The sequence below is a fragment of the Paenibacillus sp. BSR1-1 genome (assembly GCF_030403775.1).
Classification (GTDB): domain Bacteria; phylum Bacillota; class Bacilli; order Bacillales; family Cytobacillaceae; genus Neobacillus.
In genome coordinates this window covers 1-13,532 of the sequence record NZ_JAQMWQ010000039.1, presented here as the reverse complement: position 1 = coordinate 13,532, position 13,532 = coordinate 1, and the positions used below count along the sequence as shown (strand labels likewise).

The 13,532-nt window shown below is 40.7% G+C and carries 11 protein-coding genes; 9 read left to right on the top strand and 2 right to left on the bottom strand.

The features are described 5' to 3' along the window. Window positions 1-61 precede the first annotated feature (61 nt). Together tgt and yajC are read left to right on the top strand one after the other, a co-directional pair. Window positions 62-1,201, top strand: a complete 1,140-nt coding sequence (gene tgt / locus PH210_RS29030) for a tRNA guanosine(34) transglycosylase Tgt (protein WP_289990131.1) — start codon at window positions 62-64, stop codon at window positions 1,199-1,201. 28 nt (window positions 1,202-1,229) lie between these two features. Continuing rightward, window positions 1,230-1,508 (top strand): preprotein translocase subunit YajC, encoded by a 279-nt coding sequence (yajC, locus tag PH210_RS29025; RefSeq protein WP_289990128.1) that lies wholly within the window; start codon window positions 1,230-1,232, stop codon window positions 1,506-1,508. 42 nt (window positions 1,509-1,550) lie between these two features. Here yajC and PH210_RS29020 read toward each other — a convergent pair whose 3' ends face one another. Further along, window positions 1,551-1,910, bottom strand: coding sequence for a TIGR04086 family membrane protein (locus PH210_RS29020; protein WP_289990173.1), 360 nt, complete (start codon window positions 1,908-1,910; stop codon window positions 1,551-1,553). Window positions 1,911-2,144: 234 nt separating this feature from the next. Here PH210_RS29020 and PH210_RS29015 point away from each other — a divergent pair, with 234 nt between their 5' ends. Next, complete coding sequence (locus PH210_RS29015; RefSeq protein ID WP_289990127.1) at window positions 2,145-2,804, top strand: DUF421 domain-containing protein; 660 nt, start codon at window positions 2,145-2,147, stop codon at window positions 2,802-2,804. A gap of 198 nt (window positions 2,805-3,002) precedes the next feature. On the opposite strand, the gene spoVB is transcribed toward PH210_RS29015, so the two are convergent. Continuing rightward, on the bottom strand, window positions 3,003-4,556 hold the full coding sequence (gene spoVB, locus PH210_RS29010) for a stage V sporulation protein B (protein WP_289990126.1): 1,554 nt from the start codon (window positions 4,554-4,556) through the stop codon (window positions 3,003-3,005). Window positions 4,557-4,695: 139 nt separating this feature from the next. Here spoVB and PH210_RS29005 point away from each other — a divergent pair, with 139 nt between their 5' ends. The 6 genes from PH210_RS29005 (at window position 4,696) to dtd (ending at window position 13,424) form a co-directional block, all read left to right on the top strand. Then, the gene (locus tag PH210_RS29005; RefSeq protein ID WP_289990124.1) at window positions 4,696-4,992 is read left to right on the top strand and encodes a post-transcriptional regulator; all 297 of its coding nucleotides are present in this window, start codon (window positions 4,696-4,698) and stop codon (window positions 4,990-4,992) included. 135 nt (window positions 4,993-5,127) lie between these two features. After that, entirely contained in the window at window positions 5,128-7,389 is a 2,262-nt protein-coding gene (secDF, locus tag PH210_RS29000) for a protein translocase subunit SecDF (RefSeq protein ID WP_289990122.1), read from the top strand. Between the two features lie 307 nt (window positions 7,390-7,696). After that, window positions 7,697-10,060, top strand: a complete 2,364-nt coding sequence (recJ, locus tag PH210_RS28995; RefSeq protein ID WP_289990121.1) for a single-stranded-DNA-specific exonuclease RecJ — start codon at window positions 7,697-7,699, stop codon at window positions 10,058-10,060. Then, window positions 10,051-10,563, top strand: coding sequence for an adenine phosphoribosyltransferase (locus PH210_RS28990; protein WP_289990119.1), 513 nt, complete (start codon window positions 10,051-10,053; stop codon window positions 10,561-10,563). The genes recJ and PH210_RS28990 overlap by 10 nt, the downstream gene beginning before the upstream one ends. Before the next feature lie 210 nt (window positions 10,564-10,773). Beyond that, window positions 10,774-12,969, top strand: a complete 2,196-nt coding sequence (locus tag PH210_RS28985) for a RelA/SpoT family protein (protein WP_289990117.1) — start codon at window positions 10,774-10,776, stop codon at window positions 12,967-12,969. Between the two features lie 11 nt (window positions 12,970-12,980). Further along, window positions 12,981-13,424 (top strand): D-aminoacyl-tRNA deacylase, encoded by a 444-nt coding sequence (gene dtd, locus PH210_RS28980; protein WP_223591210.1) that lies wholly within the window; start codon window positions 12,981-12,983, stop codon window positions 13,422-13,424. Window positions 13,425-13,532 lie beyond the last annotated feature (108 nt).

The following is a 13,532-nucleotide window of genomic DNA, read 5'->3' as shown; positions in this document are numbered from 1 at the left end:
CGCTTAATTGAATCACTTCTAAGCTGGCCCATCACACCGCCTATAGGAAGGAGAAAACAATTTGACAGCAATTCGCTATGAGTTAATAAAAACATGTAAACAAACAGGGGCAAGGCTTGGCAGAGTCCACACCCCGCATGGATCCTTTGATACACCTGCCTTTATGCCGGTTGGAACGCTAGCGACCGTCAAAACGATGTCCCCAGAGGACTTAAAGGAGATGGGGGCAGGGATTATTTTAAGCAACACCTATCATTTATGGCTTCGCCCTGGGCATGAGATTATTAGAGAAGCTGGCGGGCTGCATAAATTTATGAATTGGGATCGCGCTATTTTAACGGATTCCGGCGGATTCCAGGTGTTCAGTTTAAGTGAATTCCGTAAGATTGAGGAAGAGGGTGTTCATTTCCGCAACCATATGAGCGGGGAAAAATTATTTTTATCACCGGAAAAGGCGATGGAAATTCAGAATGCCCTTGGTTCCGATATTATGATGGCCTTTGATGAGTGCCCGCCATATCCTGCTACATTTGAATATATGAAAAAATCAGTAGAGCGGACCTCAAGATGGGCGGAGCGTTGTTTAAACGCACATCAGCGTCCAGAGGATCAAGGCTTATTTGGAATCGTACAGGGAGGAGAATATGAGGAGCTTCGCCGTCAAAGTGCAAGAGACCTCGTTTCGCTGGACTTCCCAGGCTACGCTGTTGGCGGATTATCCGTAGGGGAACCAAAAGACGTCATGAATCGGGCGCTAGAATTCACAACACCGCTATTACCAACAAATAAACCACGCTATTTAATGGGAGTAGGTTCGCCGGACTCACTTATTGATGGTTCCATTCGCGGTATTGATATGTTTGACTGTGTACTGCCAACAAGGATTGCAAGAAATGGTACGCTCATGACCAGTTCGGGCCGTTTGGTTGTCAAAAATGCTCAATTTGCTAAAGATTTTGGACCGCTTGATCCTGAATGCGATTGCTACACATGCCGAAATTATAGCAGAGCCTATATTCGACATTTAATAAAATGTGATGAAACATTTGGAATTCGATTAACGTCTTACCATAATCTCTATTTTCTGCTAAGATTAATGGAGAAGGTCAGACAAGCTATTATGGAAGACAGGCTTGGTGATTTCCGCGAAGAATTTTTTGAGCAATACGGCTTTAATAAGCCAAATGCGAAAAATTTCTAATAGATCTTTTTGAAAGGAGGGAAACAAGATGCAAAACATGACTACACTCATACCATTAATTTTAATGTTTGTGTTATTTTATTTCTTACTGATTCGCCCGCAGCAAAAGCGCCAAAAAGCGGTTCGTGCAATGCAAAGCGATTTAAAAAAGGGTGATAAAATTGTCACGATTGGCGGTTTACATGGTTTTGTCGACTCAATCGATGACAATAAAGTTGTGATCAAATGCGGAGACGGCAGCCGTCTTACCTATGACCGCAATGCCATTCGCGAAGTAACTGAATCTTCAAAGACTGCAGAAGTATAATACAAAAGGAAGCCTTTTATTATGAAGGCTTCCTTTTAATATTTATGCATGCCTTTTATTATTTGTTGCGATATTGACCCCAAGTATACCGCCCATCATTGCAATCAGTGTGTAGCAGGTATGATAGATAACCTGCTGGGCATTAAAGAGGTGATCAAAGCCTAAATATTGAAACAAAAAGACAATGAATGAGTAAATAAGCCCCGTAGTTCCCCCTATCAGCCAACCCTTTTCTTTCCGTTTTCCACCAGAAAGAAAACCGCCGCCAAATAAGCCGATAAACGATAAAGCTGTTACCACATATTGAATTGACCCTTCTCGTGCTGATGTAAATCGAAGTATAAACGCAAAAATCAGGCTGCAGACAGCAGCGAATGCAAGAATAAAGATTAATCCATACAGAATTGAAGTTCCAAAGCTTTTAGATTCGATTTTTCTCTCCCCCTTCAGTCGTCATAGGCTGATACCCTGCCTTGAGAAGACAGTTTCTTTCCTAGTACAAGCGTATTCATGAAGAAGAAAAAGTAGAATAAATTTTCATTACTTTAAATAAATAACTTTGGAAGTTTATTCCTATAATTATCCGCCGCAAACTGCAAACAATAATTTAGAATGGAAAAAAAGGGGCGGAACAAAGTGGAACCATATTTAACAATTGTGTCTCGAACAATTCTTTTTTACGTACTCATTTTATTCATTTTTAGAATGATGGGTAAGCGTGAAATAGGGGAACTAAGCATTCTTGATCTGGTCGTTTTCATTATGATTGGCGAACTGGCAGTTGTGGCTATTGAGCGGCCGAATGTCCGTATGCTTCATGCAATCGTACCAATGGTCTTGTTGATGTTTATCCAAATCATCATGGCCATCATTTCTTTAAAAAGTAAAAGATTTCGTGATTTGGTGGATGGCAAACCGAGCATTATTATAAATCGCGGGAAAATAGACGAAGTAGCAATGCGCAAGCAGCGTTATAATTTTGATGATTTAATGACACAATTAAGGGAAAAAGACATTCGCAGTATTGCTGATGTTGAGTTTGCGATACTTGAATCCTCCGGAAGCCTGTCCGTCATTGAAAAATTAAAAAACAGCAATGAAATCCCAAAGCAAGGGGATATTACCATTCCGTTAATTATCGATGGTTCCATCGAGGAAGAAAATTTAAAAAGAATTAATAAAACCAATCTGTGGCTGCGTCAGGAATTAAAAAAAAAGGGCTACCGCGATGTGAAAAAGATTTCGTTTTGCAGCTATGAAAACGGGAAATTCTTTATCGACCTGCAGGATGAGTAAAAGAAGACACGCAGATAGCGTGTCTTCTTTAGCGAAGGCTATTTTCGCATAGATTTTTGTCTTTCGTATAAGTTCATCAACCCGTAAAATTTGATGTTTCGTGGCATCTTTTCGTAAGAACATTTGCGAAAATTGCCTACAGATTTAGTAAGTGCCCTTTATTAAGCTCCAAGAGCAACATAGTTTACGAAAAGAGACTTAGCGAAAAATAATAAAGTTTCGAATCCATGGTATTCGCTGAAGTTCCTCTTTTTTGAGAAGACCGAAAAAGATCAACATCAAAATGTAGGAAAGACTCATTCCTGAGACTGAGATTAAAACACGAATTGTTAACGGTTCTTTTAGAAGAATATTTTCAAACAGCCAATAGCCAAGCCAGCCCGATGCCGCCATGACAAGAAATCCTTTCAAATAATCGCGAATATAAAAGGAAAAGGCCACTCGCTTCATTACTGTTGCAAAATGAAGGATGGTAACTAAAACAAAACCAACAATAATCCCAAGAGCGGCACCGGTAATTCCAAAGGATGGCTGGGAAGCAAGTAAGAAGATGACGGCTGTTTTCACTACGGCACCGATGAGACTATTAATCATGGCCGCTCTTGCAAGATTTAACGCTTGTAGGACGGCCTGCAGGGGTCCTTGATAATAAAAAAGCAAGAAGAATGGAGCCATAATTTTAATAAAATAGGCTCCCTTCGTTGAGCCGTACATGAGCTGCATAAGCGGGTCCGCCAAAACATATAGGACGATGACAGCAAGTCCCCCTGATAAAAAAACAAAGCGCAGTGCTTGCTGGAGCCTGTATTCGATTAATTTATGATTATTTTTGGAATTGGCTTCACTAATTGCCGGAACCAGTGAAGTCGCTAAGGAAAACGTAACAAATGAAGGCAGCATTAACAGCGGCATTGCATAACCGGTTAAAGCTCCATACTGTTTCGTTGCATTTACAGCTAGTACACCAGCAAGGGCTAAACTATGGGCCACAACAATTGGTTCGAAAAACCAGGCTAAGGATCCAATCATCCTGCTCCCCGTTGTGGGCAGGGCGATTTCCATTAATTCTTTAAAGGTCCGCTTTCCTTTATGAACAAATTGGAAAAAATTTTTCCTCAGTTTAAATCGCTTCTTTAATTTAAACATGGTCAGCAAATAAACTAGGGAAAGCAATTCCCCTAATACAGAAGCGGCCATGGCGGCTGCCGCAGCATATTCAACCCCATAGGGGAGGAAGGTTTTTGTTGCGGTTGCGATCAGCGTTATTCTCACAAGCTGTTCTAAAATCTGAGACACTGCGGAGGGACGCATGTTTTGTCTCCCTTGGAAGTATCCCCTTAACACTGATGATATTGCGATAATTGGCAGTGCTGGTGCAATCGCTATTAATGGATAATAGGTCCTTTGATCAGTAAAAAGCGTGTTTGAAAGCATTGGTGCCAGTAATAGCAATGCTGGGGTAATAAGGATAGAAAGCCCAATGGTGATGGCAAGGGAGACCACCAGGATTTTTTTAATTTCTCCATAGTCCTTCCTTGCTTCCGCCTCGGCAATATTTTTGGAGATGGCAACTGGGAGCCCAAGCTGCGTTATCGTAACCACGAGAATAAACGTGGGGTATGCCATCATGTATAAGCCAACGCCTTCTTCGCCAATGCTGCGAGCCAGCACGATTCGATAAATAAACCCCAGGACCCTTGTTATAAAACCGGCCACTAATAGGATAAAGGTCCCTTTTAAAAACTTCGACATTCTACTTCCCACCTTCTCAAAATAGGCGTTATCATATACAATTAACTATATGCAACATGGTGGACAAAGCATGACAAGTTGTATTGGCTTTTTGCAAAGGTTCAAGAACTTTAGGGACTTCTCTCAGGGGGTAGTTAAAATGGATAACAGCCATAAATTTGATCATTTTCGTACCCAGGTACAGCCGGCCTTAAAAAGTAAACTTTTTGAGTTTCACTTACTTGGAATTAACTCTGTAACAGAAAAGGAGCTTTGGGATTTTTTAATTAAGAAAAAGTGGAAAAAGGTAAAAGATGAAATGAAGCTGTACGAAATGATCCAAGAAATACTCTCTGTCAAGGTTAGCGATTATATGAACTTTGCTACGATTGAAGCCTTCAAAACGGCTGAGTTCTCCTTTGATGATGAAAATGAATGGAAAGAGCTATTGAAATAGAGCGTTTTCATATATTTGTAAATTGACACACTTTCTTACTTATTCCATAATGATAGCAGTGACTTTTTTATTATTTTTATATAGGGCTTGCAGGTAAAAGTGCTATGCACACGCACTAAGGAGGAACAATACATAATGGTAAAACGAAGTAGAATTATTGCTTTCTTGCTTGTGGTTCTGATACTCGGAAGCACAATGGGGGCAACAACGAAAAACATCTTAAACAATATGAAGCTTGGACTTGACCTCCAAGGCGGATTTGAGGTCCTGTACGAGGTACAACCGGCGAAAAAAGGACAGAAAATTGACAAAAATGTGCTAGCTAGTACGGCAGAAGCCCTTGATAAGCGGATTAACGTGCTGGGCGTAAGTGAGCCGAATATTCAGATTGAAGGTAATAATCGCGTTCGCGTTCAGCTTGCCGGGGTAAAAGACCAAAATAAAGCACGTGAAATTTTGTCTACCCAAGCTAACTTAAGCTTCCGCGATGCTAATGATCGTCTGATGATGGACGGGTCTGACTTAAAGCAGGGCGGAGCGAAGCAAACGTTTGACCAAAATGGAAATCCAAGCGTTTCTTTAACATTAAAGAGTGCGGATAAATTCCGTAAGGTCTCTGAAGAAATTATGAACATGAATCCAAATGTCCTTGTTATTTGGCTTGATTTTGAAGAAGGCAAAGACTCCTTTAAAAAAGAAGTAACAAAGCCGAATCCGAAATATTTATCAGCACCAACTGTTAAACAAGTTTTCAATCAAGACACTGTATCCATAGTCGGAAGCTTCACTGCGAAAGAAGCTCAAACCTTGGCCTCTCTTTTAAATGCAGGTTCCTTGCCAGTTAAGCTTAAAGAGGTATACTCTACTTCCGTCGGAGCCAAGTTTGGAGAACAAGCCTTACATGATACGATTTTAGCGGGAATCATCGGTGTCATCATCATTTATCTGTTTATGCTTTTCTATTATCGTTTTCCAGGTTTCATTGCAACTATTACGTTATCCATTTATATTTATCTCGTCCTATTGATTTTTGATTGGATGAATGGAGTCCTGACCTTGCCGGGAATCGCGGCGATTATCCTAGGGGTCGGTATGGCCGTCGATGCCAACATTATTACGTATGAACGGATTAGAGAAGAACTTAAAGTGGGCAGAACGATTAAGTCAGCCTTCCAAGCTGGTGAGCAGCATGCATTTACTGCGATTCTTGACGCAAACTTAACAACCATCTTAACCGCAGGTGTCCTTTTCTTCTACGGGACAAGCTCGGTAAAAGGCTTTGCGACCATGTTAATCGTGAGTGTTCTTATGAGTTTCCTAACCAACGTTTACGGTGCACGGTTATTATTAGGACTTTGGGTGAACAGTGGTTTATTGAAGGATAAACCAGGCTGGTTTTCTGTACGCAAGTCACAAATTAGATCTCTTACTGAAAATATCGATACAGTCAATCTTCCTACAAGATTTGATAAAATTGATTTTGTTAAAATTAGAAAGCCAATTTTTGCTATATCGGGTGTCCTGCTAGTAGCAGGTATCATAATTCTTGCCATTTTCCGCATGAATTTAGGAATTGATTTTTCAAGTGGAACACGTGTAGAAGTTCAGTCTAATACACCATTAACCACTGAAAAGGTGGAAGCAGCATTTACCAAACATCATTTAACACCAGATGATATCGTCATTTCCGGTGATAAAAAGCAAATTGGCGCAGTCCGAATGCTCGGGGTTATGTCAAAAAATGAAATTGCTGATTTAAAAGCGGATTTCAAAAAGCAATTTGGCTATGAGCCGAATGTCAGCACCGTTTCTCCGACAGTAGGAAAAGAACTTGCGAAAAATGCCTTTTTTGCGATCTTGTTTGCATCAATCGGTATAATTCTCTATGTATCTGTTCGCTTTGAAGCATACATGGCAATTGCTGCCGTTGCCTCCATCCTTCATGATGCCTTTTTCATGATTGCAATCTTTAGTATTACAAGACTGGAAGTAGATTTGACCTTTATTGCGGCCGTATTGACCATCATCGGTTATTCCAACCATGATACGATTGTTACGTTCGATAGAATTCGTGAAAATATGCGCAAGAAGAAGCGCCTTAAATCAGTTGAGGATATTGCCGAGGTCGTAAACGTAAGTATCCGTCAGACGTTAACACGGTCTATTAACACCGTCTTAACAGTACTCATTACTGTGGTGTGCTTAATGATTTTTGGAAGTCCATCCATTCTTAATTTCTCAATCGCATTATTTGTGGGATTAATTGTAGGTGTGTATTCTTCCATCTTTATCGCCGGTTCTTTATGGTATGTACTGAAATGTAAAGAGCTGAAAAAGAAAGGCGTCATTAAAACCGTTAAAGAAAAAAGAAAATATTCAGATCAACCGCAAGTGTAATTTTTAAAAAACCGCAGTTATTCTGCGGTTTTTTCTTGTCTAGCTCCAGCGCCCAGCGGCTAGTGTCCTTCGCTCTCCGCCCTACGATAAGTCAACATCGAATCGCTGACGCTCTTCGTGTTTCCTTTATCTCAGTTGGAGCGCTCCACAAGGAATGCTTCGGCAGCATATGCATCGCACGAAGAAAAAGCGTGAGCTTTTTCGAGGAGGCCATACGCCGCTAAACGGGCGCTTGCGCTTTTCTAATTTCATTGAAAGCTGATTCCAGCTCCTGTATAATAAGAAAGTCTGAGGGGTGAACTTACTAATGTTAAAGTCGAAGACAAGATGGATTGTTCGTAAATCTGATGACCAACTTGTTAAAATGCTGGCAAATGAATTGAAAATAACACCTCTAGTAGCATCGCTTCTTGTCAATCGTGGATTTGATACCGTAGATTCTGCACGGTATTTTTTATTTGGGAAGGATGAGTTCCACGACCCTTACCTGTTAAAAGGGATGGACATCGCGGTGAATAGAATTCAGAAAGCCATTGAACTGCAAGAACCAATCCTTATTTTTGGCGACTATGATGCTGATGGGGTTAGCAGCACCTCCGTATTGATGATCACCTTGCGTGATTTAGGGGCGAATGTTGACTTTTATATCCCTAATCGCTTTACAGAAGGCTATGGTCCAAATGAACCAGCCTTTCGACGGGCAGCCGAATCTGGTATAAAATTAATTATTACTGTTGACACTGGAATATCTGCTATCCATGAAGCAAACGTGGCAAAAGAGCTGGGACTTGACCTAATTATTACGGATCACCATGAACCGGGTCCGGTCCTTCCTGAAGCGCTTGCTATCATTCATCCGAAGCTTCCTGACAGCATATATCCGTTTCGCGAGCTGGCAGGAGTCGGGGTAGCCTTTAAAGTAGCACATGCTTTATATGGAAAATTGCCTGAGCATTTGTTTGAGATTGCCGTTATTGGCACAATTGCAGATTTGGTATCTTTAAAAGGTGAAAATCGACTGATTGCTAAAAAAGGTCTCGAAAAATTAAAGGTAACGACAAACATAGGATTAAGGGCTGTTTTCAAATTGGCTGGAGTGGATTTAACAGCCATTAACGAAGAAACAATCGGATTCACTCTCGCTCCTAGGATTAATGCTGTCGGCCGTTTGGAAGATGCTGATTTGGCAGTGCAGCTTATTTTAACAGATGATCCGGAGGAAGCAGCCCATTTAGCGCAAGAAATGGATGACCTGAATAAAACAAGGCAATCGATTGTTAATACAATTACACTTGAAGCAATCGAAGAAGTGGAACAGAATTTTCCGATTGACTCCAATAAAGTTCTCGTTATTGGAAAAGAAGGCTGGAATGCCGGAGTTATAGGGATTGTTGCCTCAAGGCTCGTGGAAAAATTTTATCGTCCTACGATTGTTCTGAGCTTCGATCGTGAAAAAGGGTTGGCAAAAGGATCGGCACGTAGTATTGCTGGTTTTGACTTGTTCCATAATTTATCTACCTGCCGAGATATTCTGCCGCATTTTGGCGGACATCCAATGGCAGCGGGGATGACCTTGAACTTGGATGATGTGCAAGAGCTCCGTCAGAGGTTAAACCATCTTGCAGATGAGCTAATGACCGAAGAAGACTTTATGCCGGTCACCTATCTTGACGAAGAGGTTCAGCTTGAGGATATCCAATTGTCTGCATTAGATGAATTAAATCAATTAGCTCCTTTTGGTATGGACAACTCCAAGCCAAAAGTTTTAATAAATAATGTTGATATTTCTTCTATTAGAAAAATTGGCAGTGACCAAAACCATTTGAAAATAATAGTGAATGACCATGGTTCCACATTGGATGGTGTCGGATTTGGATTAGGTTCATTTGTTGATCATATTTCTCCAGCATCAAAAATTTCATTCATTGGAGAATTATCGATAAACGAATGGAACAATATACGTAAACCGCAAATTTTTATCCATGATATGGCCGTGCAGTCCTGGCAGTTATTCGATTATCGCGGACAAAAGAGAATCAGTACTATTGCCAATCTGGTTCCAGATGAAAATAGAAAAATTATTATTTTTAACAAAGAGCATTATGAAAAAATAAACTCTCAACTTCAGCTTGAAACCATTCTTATTCAAGATATGGAAGATGCCCAAGCCTTCGATGGTTATCAGGCAAACATCGTACTGGTTGACCTTCCGCCATCAAAAGAGCTTGTTGCTCAATTATTGAAGGGCAAGCAGCCGGCAAGGGTTTATGCCTATTTCTATAAAGAGTCCAGCGATTTTTTCAGCACTATTCCAACCCGGGAACATTTTAAATGGTTCTATGCGTTCTTGTTAAAAAATGGCCCGATTGACCTTAAACGTTACGGTGATGATATTGCAAAGCAGCGCGGCTGGTCAAAGGAAACGATTTACTTTATGTCGAAGGTGTTTTCTGAGCTGGAATTTGTTACAATAAACAATGGATTTATAACTTTACAAAGATCAGCGCAGAAGCGTGATTTAACTGACTCAAGAACCTATCAATTAAAACAAGCTCAATATGCTCTTGAAAGAGATTTATTGTTTTCATCCTTTCAGGAATTAAAAGGCTGGTTCGACGAAGTCATTCAAGAGTCGGTTGAAATTGAGGAGGCAGTAAAAGGATGGATTTAAAACCATTTATCGCAATCGTAGAGGATTACCCAAAACCAGGAATTAAGTTTAAAGACATTACTCCATTAATGAACAATGGTGAAGCATATAAATATGCAACAGACCAGATTGTGGCATATGCTCAAGATAAGAATATTGATATAATTGTTGGACCAGAAGCTAGAGGTTTTATTATTGGCTGCCCAGTTGCTTATTCGCTTGGAATCGGCTTTGCTCCAGTCCGTAAAGAAGGTAAGCTTCCACGCGAAACCATAAAGGTTAACTACGGCTTAGAATATGGCAGTGATGTTTTAACCATCCATAAGGATGCGATCAAGCCTGGCCAGCGCGTTCTCATTACAGACGACTTATTAGCTACAGGCGGCACCATCGACGCTACAATCAAATTAGTAGAACAGCTTGGCGGCGTTGTTGCTGGTATTGCTTTCTTAGTGGAGTTAACCTATTTAGAAGGCAGAAGCAAGCTTGAGGGTTATGAAATTTTAACATTATTGGAATATTAATGAATATAAGGGGGCACTCGATAGGCGGGTGCTCTCTTTATATAAGGAAAATCGACATTTTTTTCGTAAAATGTTGAAAAAATCTCTCAATCTCTTTACATCTTTGTTATTTTTTTCGATAATAGAAACAATCATTCTAATTTTGGAACTATTTTTTATAGGATGACATTTATATATATATAAAATTGAGATGAAAATAAAGGTGATTTCATGGCAAATGATCAAGTGTTAACAGCCGACCAAGTCATCGACAAGACTAGAAAATACTTAAATGAAGAACATGTGGAACTCGTGAAAAAAGCGTATGAATTCGCGAAGCATGCTCATCGTGAACAATATCGAAAATCAGGCGAACCGTACATTATCCACCCTATTCAGGTTGCAGGCATCCTCGCTGACCTGGAGATGGATCCGGCAACGGTCGCATCTGGTTTTCTCCATGACGTTGTTGAAGATACAAGTGTATCCTTAAAGGATATTGAAGTAGCCTTTAATGCCGAAGTGGCTATGCTTGTCGACGGAGTAACCAAATTAGGGAAAATTAAATATAAGTCGCACGAGGAGCAGCAGGCTGAAAACCACCGAAAAATGTTTGTGGCAATGGCACAGGACATCCGGGTCATTCTCATAAAGCTTGCTGACCGTTTGCATAATATGCGGACATTGAAGCATCTTCCTTTAGAGAAACAGCGTCGGATTTCAAATGAAACACTTGAAATTTTTGCCCCTTTAGCGCATCGTCTTGGTATTTCTAAAATTAAGTGGGAGCTGGAAGACACAGCATTACGATATTTAAATCCGCAGCAATACTACCGGATTGTTAACTTAATGAAAAAGAAGCGTGCTGAGCGGGAGCAATATTTAGAGGACGTCATTGATGAAGTCAAGAACCGGATGGGTGAGGTATCCATAAAAGCCGAACTTTCTGGCAGACCAAAACATATTTACAGCATCTATCGGAAGATGGCCCTGCAAAATAAGCAATTCAGTGAAATTTATGATTTGCTGGCCGTTCGAATTGTCGTCAACAGTATTAAAGACTGTTATGCGGTACTAGGCATTATTCATACATGCTGGAAGCCAATGCCGGGACGGTTTAAGGATTATATTGCAATGCCGAAGCCGAATATGTATCAATCCCTGCATACAACTGTTATAGGACCAAAAGGGGATCCGCTTGAAGTACAGATTCGGACCTTTGAAATGCATCGAATTGCCGAATTCGGGATTGCGGCCCACTGGGCATACAAAGAAGGCAAGGCGATCAGTGACAGCTCCACTTTCGAGCAAAAATTAACCTGGTTCAGAGAAATCCTGGAATTCCAAAATGATACGCAAAATGCGGAAGAATTTATGGAATCATTAAAGATCGATTTGTTTTCCGATATGGTTTTTGTGTTTACACCAAAAGGCGATGTGATAGAATTGCCGTCTGGTTCAGTTCCTATTGATTTTGCGTATCGCATTCACTCAGAAATTGGCAATAAGACGATAGGAGCAAAAGTGAACGGCAAGATGGTGACGCTTGACTATACGCTTAAGACCGGGGATATCATCGAGATTCTTACCTCCAAGCATTCCTATGGTCCTAGTCAAGACTGGCTGAAGCTGGCACAAACTTCCCAAGCGAAAAATAAAATCCGCGCCTTCTTTAAAAAGCAGCGCCGCGATGAGAATATTGTCAAGGGCAGAGAGCTTGTAGAAAAAGAAATTAAGGCGATGGAGTTTGACATTAAAGAGATTCTCACTCCTGATAACTTGAAAAAGGTTGCAGAAAAATTTAATTTTACGGGTGAAGAGGATATGTACGCCGCTGTTGGTTATAACGGGGTAACTGCCCTGCAAGTGGCCAACCGCTTAACGGAGAAATGGCGGAAAAAACGCGACCAAGAGCAGTCAGCCAGCATCACCAATGCGATAACGGATTTAAAGGCATTTCCTTCGACCAAAAAACGAGAGTCTGGTGTCCGTGTCCAAGGTATTGATAACTTGTTAATTCGTTTATCAAGATGCTGTAATCCGGTACCAGGAGATGAAATTGTCGGCTTTATAACAAAAGGCCGCGGTGTGTCCGTGCATCGTTCTGACTGTACGAACATTGATTCCAACGATGCCCAGTCCAGATTAATTCCGGTAGAATGGGAAACCTCCCTAAATGACCGAAAAGAATACAATGTCGATATAGAAATCAGCGGTTACGATCGCAGAGGACTTTTGAATGAAGTTCTGCAAGCTGTAAATGAAACGAAAACAAATATTTCAGCTGTTACCGGTAAATCTGACCGAAATAAAATGGCGACAATTATTATGTCGATTGCCATTCATAATGTCAGCCATCTCCAGAAAGTGGTAGACCGGATTAAACAAATCCCGGATATTTATTCGGTGCGCCGAATTATGAATTAAGGAGCTTCAAAATGCGAGTTGTAGTACAGCGAAGTAAAGCTGCCCAAGTAACCGTTAATGGCGAAATTACTGGGCAAATTACAAAAGGCTTTGTCCTCCTTGTAGGCATTACCCATGAGGACAGGGAAGAAGATGCAGCCTATTTGGCAGATAAAATTGTAAACCTTAGAATCTTTGAAGATGAAGCGGGAAAAATGAATTTTTCCCTTCTCGATGTTGGCGGAGAAATTCTTTCTGTCTCCCAATTTACGCTTTATGGAGATTGCCGAAAAGGAAGAAGACCCAACTTTATGGATGCGGCAAGACCGAAGCAGGCTGTCCAGCTTTACGAAGTATTTAACACAATGCTTCGTGAAAAAGGAGTTAAGGTTGAAACAGGTGTGTTTGGGGCGATGATGGATGTCTCACTCACTAATGACGGTCCAGTTACCTTAATTGTTGAAAGTAAAGCATAAAAAAGGCTTGGCACTTTGATATTATCCCCTTTAAGTAGACAGTGTAAAAAAGCCCGCTAATTTGGCGGGAATGATACACTACTACTTGGAGGGGATTTTTAATGGCTA